Source organism: Steroidobacter sp., from assembly GCF_036406195.1.
Lineage (GTDB): Bacteria > Pseudomonadota > Gammaproteobacteria > Steroidobacterales > Steroidobacteraceae > Steroidobacter.
This window is the reverse complement of the sequence record NZ_DASWVW010000056.1, coordinates 68,945-86,836: the sequence shown is the minus strand read 5'-3', so window position 1 is coordinate 86,836 and position 17,892 is coordinate 68,945. Positions and strand designations below refer to the sequence as shown.

Here is a 17,892-nt window from a genome sequence, read left to right as displayed (position 1 = left end):
CGGCGATGGCAAGCTACTTCTTCGGCTGGCGTACGCCGGCGACCTGACGGCGGTGTTTGCGGAAGGCGAGCTTTTCCAGCAGGTCGGAGATGTTCTCGCCGGGCGGCACGAAGCGCACCTTGACTTTGCCGTCCGGACTCACGGAAACGATACGACCGAACAGCCGCAAGGGATCCGCGACGCAATCGCGCAGATAGATTTCGAACACGCCTTGGTTGCCCAACGGCGGATAGGGCGAGGACCCCTGGAACACGCCGCCCAATGCATTGAAGCGCACTGCTGCAGGCTTGGGTCGCGGACGGCTCGCAATCAGCAACGCGCCGACCATGTCGAGCAGCAGGTTCATCTTCATTTCCAGCCGCAGGATGTCGGCGGCGTGCGGCGCGTTCTCGTCCGGCTTTTCGATCTGGCCGTGCTCGTCGAGCGCGGACACCGCCTGCAACACGCGCAGGTTGCGATCGGCGAAGCTGCCGATCAACGCCGGATCGAGCGGCTCTGGCAGCGATCTCCACGCCACCGGCAACACGTCTTCGTAGGCGAGCTCTTCATACAGAATGACCGTGTCCAATCCTTCATACATGGCAGCTATCTGCTCTGTCGGAGCAGCTCCATCATGTTGTCCACCGCGGCTGCATCGGGCGTGTCCACCGCGGCTGCATCGGGCGTGTCCACCACGCCGCTGGCAGCCGTTCCTTGTGATTGACCGTTCGCGCTCGACAGCGGCATCAAATCGGGCGGCGCGATCTTGGCGAGCGCCGCATCGGATTCCGCCATCGCCTGCTGAAGCGCGCCGAGCCACTGACGGTCTTGCGGGGAGGCCGAGGCCGACAGGTTGTTCAACAGCTCGCGGCGCTCCTGCACCGTCTTCGGCACGTCCTGCCACTGGCCGGTCATAGCCTGCTGGACCAGCTTGTGCGTGGCTGCCAGGACGCCCTCGGCGATAGTGGAGCTCATCTGCCGCGACCCTCCGGAGCTATGGCGACCCAGGCGCCGCGGATTTCACGCAGCAACGCACCGACTTCATCCAGCAACTCCACATTGTTCTCGGTGGTGGCGAGCAGCAGGCGCCGGCACATGTAGTCGTACAGCTCGGCGAGGTTGGCGGCGATCTGTCCGCCATTGCGCAAATCGAGGCTGTTGCGCAACTCGCCGATGATGGACATGGCCCGATTGATGAGCCGAGCCTTCTCGGACGTTTCGCTACGCTGCATGCAGCCGCGGGCCATGGAGATGCGCTCCATCGCGCCGTCCAGCAGCATCAGGATGAGCCGATGCGGGTCTGAAGCCGCCACCCCACCATGAGCGGCGGCGCTCTGGTAAGCGGCGAGATTCGAAGATCTGGCGTAACCCTGCATGCTCAATGCTCCATCGATCCTTGGAGGGGGTAACGGCGCTCGCGCAGGTTACTTGAGTGCCCGAAACCACCGTGCCTGTCACCTTTCTAGTCGTTTGACCATTTCGGCAACGAATCGATCTGCTGGCCCAGGTACGCGGACGTCGCCGACAGGCTCGACAGCAGCGTATCCAGAGCCGTGAACTGCTTGAGGTAGGCCTGCCGCACCAGGTTCATGCGAACTTCGTTGTCGGCGGCCTTCTTTTCCAGGGCCCGCTTCTGGGCCTGCAGACTATCGGTGCGCGTATCGAGGGCGGCACCGTCGGCGAGACGATCGCCGATCTGGGTGTACAGCCGCGCGGCAACACCCGTTTCCTCCGTGCCGAACAAGCGGCTGACGGCATCGAAATGGTTGTCCAACGCCGCGCTCAGCTTGACCTCGTCCACTTTGAGCGTGCCGTTGGCCTGCGTAGTGATTCCGATATCGGCCAGCGTCTGCACGGCTCCGCCACCCGCTTCGCCCACGGGCGAGGACAACGTGCGACGGATCTCCGCGTCAATGCCGGTCAGCAACGAATCGCCGAGCATCGGTCCGCCCGTCTGGGTGGCGGCGTTATAGCTACCCAACGAGCTGATCACGCCGCGCAGCTGATTGTAGGCGGCGACGAACTGGTTGACCTTTTCCTTGGCAGCGGTCTTGTTGTACGTGACGTCGATGCTCACGGTCGTGCCAGGCTCCGCCTTCAGCAGATTGATCGACACGCCGTCGATCACGTTTTCCACGACGTTGGTCGGGCTGACCGTTTCGTAGCCGGCCACGCGCACGATGGCATCCTGGGCTGCGCGCAATTGCGTGTAGTTGGCCTGATTCTGGGCCGTGTACTCCAGCTGGCTCAAATCACCGCTCGCGGTCACTTGAATCGTGTTGGCCGAGCCGGTTTGGGTGGAGGTGAGCACCAGGTGCGCACCGTCAGCGGCATTGATGATGGTCGCAGTCACGCCCGGATTGTCGCTGGCCTGGTTGATGGCGTTGCGAACGTCGGCGAGCGTGTTGGCGGTGCTTTCGATATTCACACTGAAGCTGGTGGAGCCGAGCGAGATTGTGAGCTGGCCGTTACCGACCACGCTCGAGCTGCCGTCGACGAACGCCACCGAGGAGATTTGATGTGACGTCGCGAGTTGCTCCACCTCGATGTCGTAGCGTCCGGGCACGGCGGTGCTCGCCGCTGAGGCCGTAGCGATGGTGGCGTCTGTGCTGGCGGTGCTGCGGCCGCTGAAGACGGTCGTGGTTCGCAGGCCGGTCAATGCGGACTGGAACGACGACAGGGCACCGAGCAACGCGCTGGTCGCGGAAATCTGCGTCGTGATCTTGGTGTTCGCACGCGCCAGCTGAGCATCCAGCGGTGCGCGTTCGGCAGCCACCAGCTGGGACACCAGACTTTGTACGTCGATGGTGGAACCGCCTACGATGCCGGACGTCGCCATGTCACATTCCTTCTTCGTTACACGGTCTCGTCGACGAGACCGCCGGACGTCTTGCCGCCCAGATTGTGGGCCAGACGCAGCACTTCTTCGGAGGGGATCTGCCGGATGGTCTCACCGGTGTTCTTATCCTTGACGGTGACCACCGTGCGACCGCTGTCCTCATCGATCCTGAATTCCAGATACCGGTTCATGCTCTGCATGAACGTTTCCAGTTGCCGCGCCGCGTGCTGCACTTCTTCAGCGGACGGCCCGCGCGGGGCACTCGGCTGAACAATGGCAGCTGGAGCAGCCTGCGCGACTGTCTGGCCAGCCGCAGCAGTCTGGTTCGGAAACGACGGCGAGCGGAGAGGTCTTGCGACCTCCCCGCCCGCTTCGACCTGACTTGCGTCAAGCCTGCTCATCGAACATCACTCATTAGCCGCGCAGCAGCGAGAGCACGTTCTGCGGAGCCGAGTTCGCCTGCGCGACCATCGCCGTACCCGCCTGCTGCAGGATCTGGGCCTTGGTCATGGCAGCCGTTTCGGCGGCGAAGTCCGCGTCCTGAATTCGGCTGCGCGAAGCAGTCAAGTTCTCGGCCGTGGTCTGCAACGAAGCCACCACCGACTGGAAGCGGTTCTGAGTCGCACCCAGCGAAGCGCGCGCGCCGCTGATCTGGCTCAGCGCGGCGTCGATCGAGGCCAGCGCGTCACGCGCATTGCTGGCGGTCGTCACGTCGATCGCGGAGATAGCGGTGCCAGTCTGCGCAATTGCGTGAGCACCCGCCACGCCCGTGACAGCTGTGCCGCCGAAGGTGATCGACGTAACATCGTTCGGAGCAACGTAGTTGATATTGAACGTCGCGGTCGTGGTGGTCAAACCACCCAGGCCGTAGGAAGCCAGGGTAGCGTCCGTGGCGCCGCCGGCGGCGAAGTTGGCGATCGTAATGTTACGACCGTCAGCAGCCGTCAGCTCGAGGCCCGCACCCGTGTCCACCGCCGTCACGCCTGTGGCAGCCGACTGCGAGTTGATCGCAGCCACCGCGTTGGCGACGTTCGAAGCGGAGCTGGGCGAGCCGGCGATCGTGATCTGGATGCCGTTGATGGTCAGCGTCGAGTTACCAGTGCCCGTCACAGCGGCACCACCGACGGTACCCGTGGCAACCGTGGCGTTGACAGTGGCGGTCAAGCCCTGGATGCCTTCCGCGTTGATCGCATTGACCAGCACTTTCGCGTCGGTCGCGAGGCTCGCGCCGCCGGCAATGGCCACCGCACCCGAACCCGTGTCCACAGTGAAGGTGCCGGCAGCGCCGTTGGTCACCGTCTGGTTCTGCGCCGAGTAGCCGTTGAACGCACCGAGCGCGCTCGAACGGGCATTGGTGATCGCAGAGACCGTGATCTGGTCGGAAGCGGTCGCGTTGGCGCCGACCTGGAAGGTCTGGGCCTGGAACGAACCGTCGAGCAGCTTCACGCCGTTGAAGGCGGAAGCCTGGGCGACGCGGTCGATTTCCTCGGCGAGCTGCGCCACTTCGGCGTTCAACGCAGCGCGGTCGGAGGCGCTGTTGGACGCGTTGGCGGACTGCACCGCCAGCTCGCGCATACGCTGCAGGTTGTTGCCGATCTGGGCGAGGTCGCCTTCGGCCGTCTGCGCCAGAGAGATACCGTCGTTCGCGTTACGGGCAGCGACCGTGAGGCCGTTGATCTGCGAAGTCAGACGCTCGGAGATGGCGAGACCGGCGGCGTCGTCCTTGGCGCTGTTGATGCGCAGACCGGAAGACAGACGCTGCAGGGAGGTCGCCAGCTGGTTGGCGGATGTCGACAGGTTACGCTGAGCGTTCAGCGACATCACGTTCGTGTTGATGACAAGTGCCATGAAACTAACTCCTGGTGGATTACTTTGCCGGAAGACCCCTGTCTGCCGGCTTGCATCTCAGCACTTACGGCGTGATGTGCGCCGGACTGCTGTTCGAGTCATGTATCGGTGCGCCCGGAGGGAACTTAAGTGGGTGTTCCCAGATCGATGCGAACTGAGGACTCGGTCACGGACAGGTGCTTTACAGTCGCTCGATTTGGTTAAAAACCCCAGCGGGCGGCCCACCGTTTTGTGAACTAGCGCAAGTAGTTGAACAGCGACAGGTTGGAGATCTTGCTGTAGGACAGCTGCGCTGCCTGCAGGCCGACCAGTTGCTGATTGAGCCTGGTCATGGCATCGGCATAGTCCAGATCGCGCAGATCGGACAGCGTGCTCTTCAGATCGATATCCAATGCTTCTCGAGCGGAGTCGACCGAATCGATGGTGGCCAGCCGCACGCCCACTTGCGCACGGATGCCGAGGAAATGATCCGTGGCTTGATCCATCTGCTGCAGCGAGTTGCTCAACGTCGAGGTGAGCTTGGCGTTGGCCGCGGGGCTGCCGACCGGCAGGTTGAGCAGGTCGACCACTTCACCGATGGTTGCGAAGATGCTTTCACTGCGGCTGCGATTCACTGCGAACGTATCGCCCGTTTCCGGCGCACCCCTGATCGTCACGCTCACGCCATTGAATGTGATCGGGCTGCCCGATGTGTACGTACCGACCTGCAGCTCATTCGCGGGCATTGCGCCGTCGAGGATGCGGTAGTCGGTCGGACTCGTGAACTCGATGGTGTAGTCGTCCGGCACCCAGCTGGTCCGGTCCACCACCGAGCCCACGTCGATGGCGCCCGAACCGGTGTTGTTCATGTTTACTGCCGTCACGAACGTGCCATTGCCTTCGAGAATGTTCATGAACACTTCGAAGCCGTTGTGACTGTCGGCGACGCGCTGGCTCGAGGATATCTGCAACTGACGCGTGCCCTGATCGGCCACGTAGTTGACCGGCGTGCCGCTGCCGCCGGAGAACGGCTGCGTCTTGGTCGAGTAGCCCGAGAACAGGAATTCACCGTTGCCGTCCTGCCGGTTGGCGATGGCCTGCAGCTCTTCCAGGCGCGCCGCGAGCTCAGTGGCAATCGAGCGGCGGTCATTGTCGCTCAGCGTGGCGACGTTGCCAGCCTGCACCATCAGCTCGCGCACGCGGGTCATTACGTTGCTGGTATCTACGAACGCCTGCTCTTCGATGTTCAAGCGATTCTTCGCCAGGGTGCTGTTCTTGGCGAACTGCTCGGATTCGGACTGTGCGCGCTGCAGCTCCTGAATGTGCACATACGCGATGGGATCGTCGGACGGCGTTACCACCCGCAGCCCGAGTGCCACCTGGTTCTGCAGCTTCGCGAGCGCGCTCTGCTGCGTCATCATGGCGCTGATCGAGCCCATCGAAAAGCCGAGCGTGGAAATGCGCATGGTGGATTACCTGCGAGTGGCGTCGAGCACGGACTGGAAACAGGTGTCCGCGACTCGAATCATTTGCGAAATGGCCATGTACGCCTGCTGATAGCGCAGCAGGTTGGCGGCCTCCTCGTCGAGGTTCACGCCGGACACGGCTTGCATGGCGGACTGCGCTTCTTCGGCGACCACCTTCTGCGCATCGGCAGTCACTCGTGCCTGATTGGTCTTGACGCCGATGTCGCCGACGAACTGGCCGATGGCCTGCGACAGCGAGGTGGTTTGATTGTTCAATACCGGCTCGGTCATGAGGCCGGCGAGCAACAGCGCGTTGCGGTTGTCGCCCGTACCGTTGCTATTGTCGCGGACGGTGAACGTGTCGCCCGCGACCGGCGTGCCGCTGATCTGCACGCGCCAGCCATTGGCTTGAATCTCGCCATTGGCCGGCAGGGTGTACACCGTCGCGTCACCACTGATCGTATAGGTAGTGCTGCTGGTGAAGGTGATGGTCGCCGCGGTACGCAGCGCCGGATTGGTGGGATTGATCACTTCACCGGCACTGATGGCGGCATTGCCCTGATTGCCCGCGGTGGCCTGCGCAACGATCGGTGCCGCCGCCGCGACCTGGGCCGGATCGGTGACCAGCACTCGCATCGAGCTCACCGCGGCCGAGGTCGGCCTTAGCTGCAGGCTTTCGCCCACGTTGGCCGTGCCGTTGATGACGATGGACAAACCATCGACTTCGAACGGATCGCCAACAGTGCCCGTGCCGGTCATCGTCAGCGTCGTGCCGTCACTGCGGCGCATGGTCCAGCCGCCGGCAGTGTTGGTGAGCGTGTAATCGAAGTTGGTCAGCGCAGCCGCACCGGTGCGCGTGACCGTAGCGCCGACGCCGCTGGTGTTGCCGGCATGAGGGCGTACATCGACGCCACCGACGGAAAAGAAATTGCCGCCCGCATCGCCATTGAGATCCATGCCGGCGCGATGCTGCTCGTTCATCACGTCGTGCAGCGCCACGCTGATGCGGCCAATGGAATTGCGCGCCGGATCGAGCATTTCCGAACGGAAGCTGAGCAGGCCGCCGAGGCTGCCGCCGGAGATGGAGCTGGTGATATCGATGGTGCCAACGCTCGACTGCACTGCCAGCCGCTTGCGCGTCGGATCGTACGGATCGGAGGTCGCAACCACTCGCGCCGGATCGTTCCCGACCACCAGCGGCTGGCCGTTGCCGATGAACACATTCACCTGGTTGTCGTCTGTGCTGACGACGCTGACATTCACATGCTTCGACAACTCGTCCAGCAGGCGATCGCGCTGATCGAGCAGGTCGTTGGGCGACTGCTTGGTGGAGGCGGAGCCATTGGCAATCTGCTGGTTGAGCTCGGCGATGCCGCGCGCCAGCGAGCTGATCGTGTCGGCTTCGGTGGAGATCGAGGCATTGACCTGGCTGTCGAGGCTGCGCAGGCTGGCGTCGTAGCTCTTCAAGCGATCGACCAGCGTCTGAGCTTCGCTCAGCATGGTCTGGCGTGCGGCAATGGAATTGGGCGTATCCGCCACGGCTTGCAGCGAATTGACGAACTTCTGCATCGACGCGCTCAGACCGGTGGTCGAGTCGCCGAACAGGTTGCTGACGCGCGCCGCCTGTGTTGCATAGGTATTGGACTGGCTGTACGCGCTCGACGCACTGCGCGACTGAAGCGACAGGAAGTTGTCATAAGCGCGATTGACGCTCGTGACATCCACGCCGGCGCCGACCCAATTGCCGCCGAGAAACTGCGGCTGGCGCGTCAGGAAGTCGGGCAGCTGCCGGCTGTAGCCCGGAGTGTTGGCGTTGGTGATGTTATGGCTGGTGACATCCAGCGCCCGCTGAAACGCGAGCAGGCCGGAGATGCTGGTATTCAAAAGGTCTGCCATGACTTCACCGGAAAAGCGGTTGCAAGTGGCTCATCGGTCAGAACCGTCGCAGTCCGCCGCTTCCGCCGTTTGTCGGCGAGAGCGCGGCGAACTTGAGGGAATCATCCGGCGAGCCGTTGGTTAGAGCGCGAACTTCGGCGGCGACCGCGACGATCTTCTGCGCGTAGTTGGGATCGGTGGCATAGCCACCTTCCTGCAATGCCGTGGCGAAGGCGGCCACATCGCCGCCCGCGCAGCGGACATTCTCGTAACGGGGGTTGTTGCCGATCAGCCGGGCGTAGTCGTTGAAGCTGTCCGCCGGTGAACTGTAGGCGCGGAAGCGCTCCACCTTTCGCACGGCCACACCTTCTTCGAATTCCAGCGTGGGCACATTCGTGGTCGCGCCTTCCCAGCCCGAACCGGCCTTGATGCCGAACAAGTTGAAACTGCTCGACCCGCTGCCTTGCGCGGGCACTGCCCGGCCCCAGCCGGTTTCCAATGCGGCTTGCGCGACCAGCGCGCTCGGATCGACGCCCAATGCGCTGCCGGCGCGCTGCGCGTGTGGCCACATCATGCGCACGAACTCTTCCTTGGACTTTGCCAGCGGCTGATGATCGGCACTGGCCGACCCATTCTGAGTCTGCGCGGGGAACGTGGCACCGGCGCCGTCTTGAACGGCAGCCGTATCCGTGGGCCCCACCAGTCCGGACTGTGCCAGCTGGCGCACCAGCATGTCGGCGAGGCCCAGGCCCCTGCCCTTCGACAGGTGCACGGCGATCTGGTCGTCGAACATGTCTTGATAGAAATCGCCCTGCGAGCTGCCGAACATCGAGCCTTCGCTGAAAACGCGATTCGCGTCGCGCATGCTCTTCAGCATCATCTGCGTGAACAGGCTTTCGAACTGCTTTGCCGCTTCCTTGAGCGTTGCCGCGTTCTGCGACTTGGCCGCGTCGTTGCGCAGCGCGGCCAACGCGGCGAAATCGAAGGATGTATTGACGGGTGCGGTCATGTTGCCTGGTCCAGCTGTAGCACCGTCAGATGACGATCAGCTCGGCGCGCAGCGCGCCCGCTTCTTTCAGTGCTTCGAGGATGGCGACGAGGTCGCCCGGCGCGGCACCGACCTGGTTCACCGCACGCACGATCTCATCCAGATTCACGCCCGCGTTGAACACGAACATGCGAGCTTCGGGCTGCTCGACCCTGATGTCGGAGCGCGGCGTCACGACGGTCTGTCCATCGGACAACGGATTCGGCTGGCTCACGTCGTTACGCTCGGTGATCGTCACTGATAGCGAGCCGTGAGCAACGGCGGCCGGAGTTACACGCACGGCGGAACCGATAACGACAGTGCCAGTGCGGGAATTCACGATCACACGCGCCGGCGCTTCGCCAGGCTGAATCTCGATCGCTTCGAGCGTCGAGAGATACGCGATGCGCTGACTCGGATCCGTCGGCGCCTGCACGCGAACCGAGACCGCATCCATTGCACGGGCCGTGTCGGGGCCGAGCATCTGATTGATGCCGTCGGTCAAGCGGGCTGCCGTGGTGAAGTCCGGAGTGTTGAGGTTCAGGACGACGTACGGTTCGCTGGCAAAATTGTTCGGCACGGCGCGCTCCACCGTCGCACCGTTCGGCACGCGGCCGGAGCTCGGCACGTTGACGGAAATGCGCGAGCCATCCTTGCCCTGCACGCCGAAGCCGCTGACCACCAGGCTGCCCTGGCCGATCGCGTACACCTCGCCGTCGATACCGCGCAGCGGCGTCATCAACAGGCTGCCGCCGCGCAAGCTCGTTGCATTGCCAATCGAGTCGACCGTGATATCGATCGTCTGGCCTGGCTTCGAGAACGCCGGCAGATCGGCGCGCACCGTCACGGCGGCGACGTTCTTCAGCTGCGGATTTACGTTCGCCGGGATGGTCACGCCGAACTTGGCCAGCATGTTACGAATGCTTTGAATGGTGAACGGCGCCTGGCTGGTCTGATCGCCCGTGCCCTCAAGGCCGACGACCAGGCCGTAGCCCACCAGCTGGTTGCCGCGGACACCGGCCACCGACGCCAGATCTTTGACACGCTCGGCGTGCGCCGGAGCGACCATCGTCGCGGCGACCGTCAGCGCGGCAAGCATCTTCGCCAGTGAGTTTGTGAGCTTCATCACGCTATCGATCCGCCTGGTCATACTCGATCATGCTGGTGGCGCCGTGATCAGAACGGCAACCAGGGAACATTGAAGAATCGTGCCAACAGACCCGGTGTGGCGGCGTCGTTGAGCGCGCCCTTGCCGCCATACGCGATCTGCGCGTCGGCGACCTTCAAAGATGAGATGGAGTTATCGGGATCGATATCGATGGGACGCACGATGCCCTGGACGCGCACGTACTCGCGGCCCTGGTTGATTGTGATCCATTTCTGGCCCCTGACCAGAAGATTGCCGTTCGGCAGCCGCTGCGCGACGGTTACTGTGATGTCTCCCTCGAGCCGGTTGCTCTGCGCGCTGTCGCCTTCGCCATCGAAGCTCGTTGCGTTGTCGACCTGAGTGGTCAGGATGGGCGTGCCGTGGCGCGTGACCGGCCGGCCGGCGATGGTCGGTCCGGGCAGATCGATGCTGGTGGTCTTGCTGGTCGAGGTGCTGGATCTCTTCGAGGCATTGGTGCGCTCGTTGAGTCGGATCGTCAGCGTGTCCCCCACCCGACGTGCCACCGAGTTCTCGAACAGCGCGATGTCGTGACCCACCTGATAGATCGCGCCATTGGCATGCTCCTGCGTCGGCGGCGGCTCGGGCCAGGTCGCGGAGTAGTCCGGCTCCTTGGGCGGAGTCACGCAGCCGCCGAGCACGAACGCGGCGCCGACGAGCACAAACCCACGGATCATCTTCATCGCGCTCTCCGACCATTCATTAGTCATTGGTCACTATTCACTTCACAGCTGGTTCGTCAGATACGAGAGCATCTGATCCGTGGTGGAGATGGCCTTGGAGTTCATCTCGTAGGCGCGCTGGGTCTCGATCATGTTGACCAGCTCTTCCACCACGTTGACGTTGGAAGCTTCCAGCGAGCCCTGCTCGATGAAGCCCAGACCGTTCAAGCCCGGAGTGCCGATCTGCGGCGCACCGCTCGCGGCGGATTCGAGCAGCAGGTTCTCGCCTCGCGGCTGCAGGCCCGCGGGATTGATGAAGTCCACCAGCTGCAGCGTGCCGATCTGAGTCGGTTGCGAGTCGCCGGCGATCTGCGCGGTGACCACGCCGTCCTTGCCGATGGTGACGCTCTGCACGCCATCGGGAATCTGGATGCCCGGCTGCACGCGATAGCCGCTGGACGTGACCAGCTCGCCTTGCGGATTGAGCTCGAAGTCGCCGTCGCGCGTGTAGGCCATCGTGCCGTCCGGTAACAGGATCTGGAAGAAGCCGCGGCCGCTGACCGCCAGATCCAGGCTGTTGCCCGTGGTCTGCATGTTTCCTTGCGAATACTGCTTTTCGGTAGCGATGACGCGAACACCGGTGCCGAGCGACAAACCCGTCGGCGCTACCGTGTCCTGCGAGGTCGAGCCGCCGACCTGCCGCACGTTCTGATACAGCAACTCCTCGAACACTGCGCGGCTCTTCTTGTAGCCGGTCGTGTTGACGTTGGCGAGGTTGTTGGACGTGACGGACATGCGCGTCTGCTGCGCATCGAGTCCGGTTTTGGCGGCCCACAAGGCTGGGTTCATGATGGATACCTGAAGTGACTAGTGACTGATGACTGGTGAATTGTCAGATGCCGCCGCGCAGGAGCTGTGCCGAAGTGGTCGCGTTCTCTTCGGCGGTGCGCATCGCCTTCACCTGCAGATCGAAGCGGCGCGCCAGCTCGATCATGTTGACCATGGCATCCGCGGTGTTGACGTTGCTGGTCTCGAGCGAGCCGGCGACCAGCTTGACGCTGGCGTCGGCCGGCAGATCCGCACCGTTGACGGTACGAAACAAACCGTCCTCGCCACGTACCAACTCCGAATCCGGCGGATTCACCAGCTTGATGCGGCCGACCATCGCGGCGGTCTCCGCGCCCTGGCCCACGGGAATGACCGAGATCGTGCCGTCGGCGCCGATCGTCATCGACGAGCTCTGCGGCAAGCTGATCGGTCCGCCCTCGCCCATCACCGGCAGGCCGGTGCCGGTCAACAACATGCCGTTGGGATCCACACGCAGATCGCCGGCGCGCGTATACGCCTCACGGCCGTCCTTGCCCAGCACCGCGATCCAGCCTCGACCGTTGATGCCCACGTCCAGATCGCGGCCAGTAGCCATCAAGGCGCCTTGCGACGGATCCCAACCCGTCGTCGAGTTGGTTGCATACGCGCGCGACGCATATCCCGAACCGGCCACGGCACGCGTTTGAAACGCACTCATGTCGGCGCGAAAACCGGTCGTGCTCGCGTTGGCGAGGTTGTGGTTGTTCGCGGTCTGGGCGCGCAAGGTCTCCTTGGCGCCCGACATCGAGATGTAGAGGAAACGATCCATAGTGGTTAGTGGTTAGCGGTTAGTGGTTGGTAAGAATCAGCCAAATCGCTCCCGCGTCTCTGGCGCGACGCCCTCACTGCTTTCTCGGATACTGCAAACATCACTTCTCCTCCAAACCAACCACTAACTACCAACCACTAGTCACTAGCAGTTAGCGGATGTTGATGATGGTCTGGGTGATCTGGTCGGCGGTCGAGATCATCTGCGAGTTCGCCTGGAAGTTGCGCTGCGCGGTGATCATGCTGACCAGCTGCGCCGTGATGTCGACGTTCGACGCTTCCAGCGCGCCCGACTGGATCAGACCGAAACCGGAGTTGCCCGCCTGGCCGTTCAACGGCTGGCCGGAAGCAAACGTCTGCGCCCAGTTGGTGTCGCCCAGCTGCTGCAGGCCCTGCGGATTGGCGAAGTTCGCGATTGCTACCTGGCCGAGCTGCGTCGATTGGCCGTTGGTGAAGCGCGCCTGCACCACGCCGGTGGAGTCGATATCGATGCCGATCAGGCGGCCAGTGGTGAAGCCGTCCTGCGTGATCGAAGTCATCGTGAACGTATCGCCGTACTGCGTGGTGCGGCTCAGATCGAACGTGAGCTGGATGGGGGCGGCGCCGGTCGACAGGCCCGCCGCCGCATCGTAGACGGGCAGCACGAACTGGCCGTTGGCAGGCGTCGCGAGATTGCCGTTCTGGTCATAGACCAGGTGCTGCGTCCCGGCCGGGTTGCCGTCGATGGTCATGTGAAGATCCCATTCGTTGGTGGCCGTCTTCACGTAGTACATGCTGGCCGTGTGCGCGGCGCCCAGCGAGTCGTACACCGTCATCGAGCGAGCAGTGTTGTAGCTCGTCTCGTCAGCCGGATCGAACGTAGCAGTCACCGGCACGGTAGCGGCGGACGGCAGATTGAACACCGTCTCGACCTCGGTAGTGGCTTGCGGCGCGCTCTCGCTCGTCACCAGGCGCAGATCCGTCATCATGCTGGTATTGAAGCCACCGGTGGCCGACGGCGGATACACCTGCAAGCGCTGCTGCATGCTGTTCACGACGTAGCCTTCGTTGTTGGGGCGGAACGCACCGGCGCGCGTGTACGCCAGGGCGCCGCCATCGTTCAGAATGAAGAAGCCCTGGCCGCTGATCGCCAGGTCCATGCTGTTGTTGGTGGTGTTGATGTTGCCCTGGGTGAACTGCTGGGACACCGAGGCCACTTTCACGCCGTTGCCGTGCGCGTTGCGATTGACGCCGTACGGAGAGACCGCGAACAGCTCGGCGAACTCGGCGCGCGACTGCTTGAAGCCGGTCGTCGATGAGTTGGCGATGTTGTTGGCGGTGACGTTCAAGTCCTGTTGAGCCGCATTGAGACCGCTGAGCGCGATACCGAAAGACATGGAAGCTACTCCTGAAGAATCCTGTTGAAAGCGAATATTCGATCGATGACGGTTACATCACGCGACGCACGTCGGCCATGGCCACAGACCCGAGCGCCGCAGTATTCAAAGTGAGATTGGTGCCCGTGGGATCGATGCTGACGCTGGACACGCGGCCCGACATCAACACCTCGAGCGATCCGGTCTGGCCGCGCACGGTGGCGATGGCCTCGATGTCATAGTCATCCGTTTCAGCCTGCGTGCCGTCGCTGCGCAAGCCGTCCCATGTGAAGTTCTGCGTCCCCGCGGTGGTATCCAGCTGAATCTCCCGAACCACCGCGCCGGTGGAGTCGGTGATACGCAGCTGCAATGCGGTGGTGCCGGCAGGCACATCGATCTGACCGCTGACTGTGCCGCCCTGCGTGTGCTCGAAATAGTAGGCCGCAGCGAGAATGTCGCGGCCAACCATGGTCGCGCCGTTCAACGTCTGCGTCGAACGCAGCGACGCCGCCAATGTTTCCAGCGATGTCTGCATCCCCTGCACGCCGGACACGGTGCCGAAGGTGGCGAGCTGAGAAATGAACTCGGTGCCTTCCAGCGGTTTCAGCGGGTCCTGGTTCCGCAGCTGCGCCGTCATCAAGGTCAGGAACGAGTCGATGCCGAGGGTCTGGTCCTTCTTGCGCGCCTGCTCGGCGGCGGCTTGGGCCTGCGCGGCGTAGGCGGCGATGGGATCGGTAGTGCTCATTGCTCTTCAGCTCCGAATGTTCGTGCGCCGGCTTACTGGTTCGATTACTGGCCGAGCCGCAGCGTTGCCAACATCATTTCCTTGGCGGTGTTCATCACTTCGACGTTGTTCTGGTACGAACGCGACGCCGAGATCATGTCGACCATCTCTTCCACGGTGTTCACGTTGGGCGAATACACGTAGCCGTTGACGTCGGCCAGCGGATTGCCGGGCTCGTAACGCGCGTTCGGCGGAGCCTGGTTCTCGAAGATGCCTTTCACGGCGACACCCGAGCTCGCTGCGTCCTGGCCGAGGCCGGCGCGGATTGCTTCGAACAGCGGATGCTTGGCTTTGTAGACCTGATTCGGATCGCCGCTGACGCTGTCGGCGTTGGCGAGATTGCTCGCGGTGGTGTTGAGACGCACCGACTGCGCGCTCATGCCGGAGCCGGCGATGTCGAAGATCTTGAAAGATGACATGACGGGTTAACCTCGCGGTTACTGGCCGGCCATCATTGGCCGGTAATTGCGGTCATCAGGCCGCGGAACTTGCTGCTCAGGAAATGCAGAGTCGCTTGATAGCGAACCGTGTTCTCTGCGAACGCCGCCTGCTCCAATTGCGCATCCACGGTGTTGCCGTCGAGCGAGGGTGCGAGCGGCGTGCGGTATTTCAGTTCGGGCGACGGCGCGCCGTTAACGAGCTTGGGACCGATGTGAGCTGCATTGGTCGTCTGCAACTGCACGCCCGGCTTTGCATTGCCGCTGGCTTGAGCCAGCGCGCTCTTGAAGTCGATGTCGCGAGCGCGATAGCCCGGCGTGTCGGCATTCGCCAGGTTCGCCGCGAGCAGTTCGGTACGTTGCGAACGCAAGTTCAACGCTTGCGCGTGCACTCCGAGATACTTGTCGAGACCGATCGGCATGACTGCATCCGTCAGAAAACTGTCTGGGAAGGTAGTTAGCAAGGCGCGTGCCATCCGGCCGTGAGCCGCATGTTTCCTGGCGCTGTGGCTTCGTAAGAGCGCGAGCAAACAGAATTCCCGCGACGTGGTTCACGCCGAGGCGGCAACTCTTTGCCGCCTGCGGCAGAGAAGAGGCCACGGTGGCTCGCGGCGCTCGAGGTGAGGTTCCTCCTCCCGGCACCGCGCACCCGCCGGCGCTACGCTATCGCGTGCGCCGTTGCTCGTCCGTCCCTGGAGCTGCTGCCCCGACCAACATCCATGTTGGATCGAGGCTGCCGGGAGGAGGAACCTCACCCCGATCGCCGATGAAGGCTCAGTGGAGCTTTGACAGGAGCTGGAGCCGCACTCTTAATTCCCTTGCAAAACCTCTTCAGGGCCGGCCCGGCAATTTCGTCGTTTGGATGATTTGTTGCCCACGTCACAGTTCCTACGATCGGGTGGTATCGGGGCGCACGTGCTGGGGCCGTGCGTGATTCTTGGCATCCACTTTGCTTTATCTGTGGCAGCGTCAATGAGACGACTATCAGCGGCTCGTACTGTGATCAGGCTTCGCTCTTATATATGTACTCTCGTGGCTCTTGCGGCCTTGCCGTTCGCGGCACATGCGCAAGTGCAGTCGCTGGAGGCGATTCAGACGGCGGCGGAACAGTTCGTACGGTCTTCCCTGCCGGAAAAATCCGTCAAACATTATGTGACCGCCAACCAGCTCGATTTGCGCCTGCGGCTGGATCCGTGCGCGGCGCCGTTGGAGGCGTTCTCGCAGGGAACCGGAATGAACACGGGCCGCATGACCATCGGCGTGCGCTGTCCGTCCGGCAATCCCTGGACGATATATGTGCCGGTCACCATCGAGGTCGAAACGTCGGTGCTGGTACTGCGCCGGCCGCTGTCGCGGCGCTCGCGAGTCGAGCTTGCCGATGTGGAGCCGCAGGTGCGTCGAGTGCCGGGGCTCGCGACTGTCTTTATTAATGACGTGGCGAGCCTGAAGGGACACAGGCTCAAGCGCTCTTTGCCGGTCGGCACGGCGCTGACGGTAGACATGCTCCAGCCGGACGTGCTGGTTCGGCGTGGTCAGCAGGTCACGCTGATTGCAGCGAACGGTCCAGTGCAGATTCGCGCGCAGGGCGAAGCGCTCACTGAGGGCGCCGCCGATGAACGCGTGCGGGTCAGGAATGTGAGCTCGCTCAAAGTTGTCGAAGGCGTAGTGGAAAGTTCGGGGATTGTCAGGGTCGGATTATGAAACCCGGCCGATGCGCGCGGCATTTTTCTGACGTTAAGGGTTTTCCCGTGTCGCCGAACGTCGCTACGGCGCCGCGAGCGAGAGGCAAGTCTCAGAAAATACGCGTGATGGTGAGGAGTGCGTACAGAGAGCGGCTATGCGGGAGCGACTGAAGCCAGGCTGATTTGACGTATTGTCGTGCCGGATTTTCGCAGCTTGCGAGTATCCCCTAAGACACCTCTGAGGCCATGGCCGATGGGGTTGCTAAAGTTCTCAGAATCGCGGCCGTTACACCCCTCGAGCGGTGCGACGTTGTTGTCGGCCGCAACCGGAGAACTGGACGTGACGACCAAAATCACTGGCTACCAGAACACCCCTGTGCAGGTGGGCACCGATAAGTCGGTGTCGCGCACGCGCGATGGTGCCGCTAGTGCCGCCGAAGTGGCGGGCAAGCCGGCCAATCCCGTGCACATCACCGACCAGGCTCGTCAGCTGGCGGCGCTGGAACAGACAGTGAACGCGGCGCCGGTGGTGAACGAGGCGAAAGTCGCCCGGATCGCCCAGGCGATCGAGGATGGTAGTTACCAGGTGGTGCCGGAGCGCATCGCCGACAAGCTGCTGCGCATGGATCGCGATCTAGGAGCGGCGTTGGTCAAGTAGGAGTGAGGCTTCGTGGATCCGGTTGTCTGTCGCGAACATCTCGAAAAACTGATTGCGGAAGAATCGGGCACGCTCGACCAGTTGTTACAGTTGCTCGACCGCGAGCACGAAGTCCTGGTCGCCAACGACATTGAGGCGTTGGATCGCGCAGCTCAGGCGCGACAGAACTGCATCGGCACATTGCTGCGAATCGAAGACGATCGCAAGGCGCTGTGCCGGGCCTTGAACGTGCCCGCGGATGCTCAAGGTCTCGACCGCATCCTCGCCTGGTGCGATCCATCCAAACAGTTGCGACGCCGCTGGAGCGAGCTCAACGATCGCGCCCATCGCTGCCGCACAGCCAATGATCGCAATGGCGCACTGGTCACTGCGCGCATGAATCGAGTGCAAGGCATGCTGGACATCGTCACTGGCCGCGCCGGCGAGCCGAAGGTCTACGGCAAGCAGGGCGCGTTCCAGAACCAGCCGCGCACCGGTCGCGTGCTGGTGTCCGTCTGAAGA

Annotated in this window: 20 protein-coding genes; 3 read left to right on the top strand and 17 right to left on the bottom strand. The window is 63.0% G+C overall.

The genetic code is table 11. The features are described 5' to 3' along the window. Positions 1-13: 13 nt before the first annotated feature. From VGE08_RS21985 to flgB, 17 genes are all read right to left on the bottom strand, one after another. A complete protein-coding gene (locus VGE08_RS21985) occupies positions 14-580 on the bottom strand; it encodes a PilZ domain-containing protein (RefSeq protein WP_331070074.1) in 567 nt (188 codons plus the stop codon). Between the two features lie 5 nt (positions 581-585). Continuing rightward, positions 586-954: a hypothetical protein gene (locus tag VGE08_RS21980; protein ID WP_331070073.1), complete on the bottom strand. Its 369-nt coding sequence runs from the start codon at positions 952-954 to the stop codon at positions 586-588. Further along, positions 951-1,355, bottom strand: coding sequence for a flagellar export chaperone FliS (gene fliS, locus VGE08_RS21975; RefSeq protein ID WP_331070072.1), 405 nt, complete (start codon positions 1,353-1,355; stop codon positions 951-953). The genes VGE08_RS21980 and fliS overlap by 4 nt, the downstream gene beginning before the upstream one ends. Before the next feature lie 86 nt (positions 1,356-1,441). Next, positions 1,442-2,818 carry a flagellar filament capping protein FliD gene (gene fliD / locus VGE08_RS21970; RefSeq protein WP_331070071.1) on the bottom strand — a complete coding sequence of 459 codons (1,377 nt, stop codon included), beginning with the start codon at positions 2,816-2,818 and terminating at the stop codon, positions 1,442-1,444. Between the two features lie 17 nt (positions 2,819-2,835). After that, the gene (locus VGE08_RS21965) at positions 2,836-3,219 is read right to left on the bottom strand and encodes a flagellar protein FlaG (protein WP_331070070.1); all 384 of its coding nucleotides are present in this window, start codon (positions 3,217-3,219) and stop codon (positions 2,836-2,838) included. Positions 3,220-3,232: 13 nt separating this feature from the next. Continuing rightward, positions 3,233-4,666, bottom strand: coding sequence for a flagellin (locus tag VGE08_RS21960; RefSeq protein ID WP_331070069.1), 1,434 nt, complete (start codon positions 4,664-4,666; stop codon positions 3,233-3,235). 236 nt (positions 4,667-4,902) lie between these two features. Next, a complete protein-coding gene (gene flgL, locus VGE08_RS21955; RefSeq protein WP_331070068.1) occupies positions 4,903-6,111 on the bottom strand; it encodes a flagellar hook-associated protein FlgL in 1,209 nt (402 codons plus the stop codon). Positions 6,112-6,117: 6 nt separating this feature from the next. Further along, positions 6,118-8,007 carry a flagellar hook-associated protein FlgK gene (gene flgK, locus VGE08_RS21950; protein WP_331070067.1) on the bottom strand — a complete coding sequence of 630 codons (1,890 nt, stop codon included), beginning with the start codon at positions 8,005-8,007 and terminating at the stop codon, positions 6,118-6,120. A gap of 37 nt (positions 8,008-8,044) precedes the next feature. Next, entirely contained in the window at positions 8,045-8,995 is a 951-nt protein-coding gene (gene flgJ, locus VGE08_RS21945; protein ID WP_331070066.1) for a flagellar assembly peptidoglycan hydrolase FlgJ, read from the bottom strand. A 25-nt stretch (positions 8,996-9,020) separates the two neighbouring features. After that, on the bottom strand, positions 9,021-10,139 hold the full coding sequence (locus tag VGE08_RS21940) for a flagellar basal body P-ring protein FlgI (protein ID WP_331070065.1): 1,119 nt from the start codon (positions 10,137-10,139) through the stop codon (positions 9,021-9,023). A 50-nt stretch (positions 10,140-10,189) separates the two neighbouring features. Continuing rightward, positions 10,190-10,861, bottom strand: a complete 672-nt coding sequence (gene flgH / locus VGE08_RS21935) for a flagellar basal body L-ring protein FlgH (RefSeq protein WP_331070064.1) — start codon at positions 10,859-10,861, stop codon at positions 10,190-10,192. A 42-nt stretch (positions 10,862-10,903) separates the two neighbouring features. Continuing rightward, positions 10,904-11,689, bottom strand: coding sequence for a flagellar basal-body rod protein FlgG (gene flgG / locus VGE08_RS21930; RefSeq protein ID WP_331070063.1), 786 nt, complete (start codon positions 11,687-11,689; stop codon positions 10,904-10,906). Between the two features lie 43 nt (positions 11,690-11,732). Next, a complete protein-coding gene (flgF, locus tag VGE08_RS21925; RefSeq protein WP_331070062.1) occupies positions 11,733-12,476 on the bottom strand; it encodes a flagellar basal-body rod protein FlgF in 744 nt (247 codons plus the stop codon). A 151-nt stretch (positions 12,477-12,627) separates the two neighbouring features. Next, the gene (gene flgE, locus VGE08_RS21920) at positions 12,628-13,851 is read right to left on the bottom strand and encodes a flagellar hook protein FlgE (protein ID WP_331070061.1); all 1,224 of its coding nucleotides are present in this window, start codon (positions 13,849-13,851) and stop codon (positions 12,628-12,630) included. A 52-nt stretch (positions 13,852-13,903) separates the two neighbouring features. After that, the gene (locus tag VGE08_RS21915) at positions 13,904-14,575 is read right to left on the bottom strand and encodes a flagellar hook assembly protein FlgD (RefSeq protein ID WP_331070060.1); all 672 of its coding nucleotides are present in this window, start codon (positions 14,573-14,575) and stop codon (positions 13,904-13,906) included. A gap of 44 nt (positions 14,576-14,619) precedes the next feature. Further along, positions 14,620-15,033, bottom strand: a complete 414-nt coding sequence (gene flgC / locus VGE08_RS21910; RefSeq protein ID WP_331070059.1) for a flagellar basal body rod protein FlgC — start codon at positions 15,031-15,033, stop codon at positions 14,620-14,622. A 32-nt stretch (positions 15,034-15,065) separates the two neighbouring features. Next, entirely contained in the window at positions 15,066-15,473 is a 408-nt protein-coding gene (gene flgB / locus VGE08_RS21905; protein ID WP_331070058.1) for a flagellar basal body rod protein FlgB, read from the bottom strand. 610 nt (positions 15,474-16,083) lie between these two features. On the opposite strand from flgB, the gene flgA reads away from it, so the two are divergent. The 3 genes from flgA to VGE08_RS21890 all read left to right on the top strand — a co-directional run bounded on the left by flgA (position 16,084) and on the right by VGE08_RS21890 (position 17,889). Further along, positions 16,084-16,752: a flagellar basal body P-ring formation chaperone FlgA gene (flgA, locus tag VGE08_RS21900; RefSeq protein WP_331070057.1), complete on the top strand. Its 669-nt coding sequence runs from the start codon at positions 16,084-16,086 to the stop codon at positions 16,750-16,752. A 321-nt stretch (positions 16,753-17,073) separates the two neighbouring features. Continuing rightward, the gene (gene flgM / locus VGE08_RS21895) at positions 17,074-17,391 is read left to right on the top strand and encodes a flagellar biosynthesis anti-sigma factor FlgM (protein ID WP_331070056.1); all 318 of its coding nucleotides are present in this window, start codon (positions 17,074-17,076) and stop codon (positions 17,389-17,391) included. 12 nt (positions 17,392-17,403) lie between these two features. Further along, positions 17,404-17,889: a flagellar protein FlgN gene (locus tag VGE08_RS21890; RefSeq protein WP_331070055.1), complete on the top strand. Its 486-nt coding sequence runs from the start codon at positions 17,404-17,406 to the stop codon at positions 17,887-17,889. The last annotated feature ends 3 nt before the right edge of the window (positions 17,890-17,892 follow it).

Coding starts and splice junctions, on each gene's coding strand:
- VGE08_RS21985 (WP_331070074.1), bottom strand. CDS start 580: ATGTATGAAGGATTGGACACGGTCATTCTGTATGAAGAGCTCGCCTAC.
- VGE08_RS21980 (WP_331070073.1), bottom strand. CDS start 954: ATGAGCTCCACTATCGCCGAGGGCGTCCTGGCAGCCACGCACAAGCTG.
- fliS (WP_331070072.1), bottom strand. CDS start 1,355: ATGCAGGGTTACGCCAGATCTTCGAATCTCGCCGCTTACCAGAGCGCC.
- fliD (WP_331070071.1), bottom strand. CDS start 2,818: ATGGCGACGTCCGGCATCGTAGGCGGTTCCACCATCGACGTACAAAGT.
- VGE08_RS21965 (WP_331070070.1), bottom strand. CDS start 3,219: ATGAGCAGGCTTGACGCAAGTCAGGTCGAAGCGGGCGGGGAGGTCGCA.
- VGE08_RS21960 (WP_331070069.1), bottom strand. CDS start 4,666: ATGGCACTTGTCATCAACACGAACGTGATGTCGCTGAACGCTCAGCGT.
- flgL (WP_331070068.1), bottom strand. CDS start 6,111: ATGCGCATTTCCACGCTCGGCTTTTCGATGGGCTCGATCAGCGCCATG.
- flgK (WP_331070067.1), bottom strand. CDS start 8,007: ATGGCAGACCTTTTGAATACCAGCATCTCCGGCCTGCTCGCGTTTCAG.
- flgJ (WP_331070066.1), bottom strand. CDS start 8,995: ATGACCGCACCCGTCAATACATCCTTCGATTTCGCCGCGTTGGCCGCG.
- VGE08_RS21940 (WP_331070065.1), bottom strand. CDS start 10,139: ATGAAGCTCACAAACTCACTGGCGAAGATGCTTGCCGCGCTGACGGTC.
- flgH (WP_331070064.1), bottom strand. CDS start 10,861: ATGAAGATGATCCGTGGGTTTGTGCTCGTCGGCGCCGCGTTCGTGCTC.
- flgG (WP_331070063.1), bottom strand. CDS start 11,689: ATGAACCCAGCCTTGTGGGCCGCCAAAACCGGACTCGATGCGCAGCAG.
- flgF (WP_331070062.1), bottom strand. CDS start 12,476: ATGGATCGTTTCCTCTACATCTCGATGTCGGGCGCCAAGGAGACCTTG.
- flgE (WP_331070061.1), bottom strand. CDS start 13,851: ATGTCTTTCGGTATCGCGCTCAGCGGTCTCAATGCGGCTCAACAGGAC.
- VGE08_RS21915 (WP_331070060.1), bottom strand. CDS start 14,575: ATGAGCACTACCGATCCCATCGCCGCCTACGCCGCGCAGGCCCAAGCC.
- flgC (WP_331070059.1), bottom strand. CDS start 15,033: ATGTCATCTTTCAAGATCTTCGACATCGCCGGCTCCGGCATGAGCGCG.
- flgB (WP_331070058.1), bottom strand. CDS start 15,473: ATGCCGATCGGTCTCGACAAGTATCTCGGAGTGCACGCGCAAGCGTTG.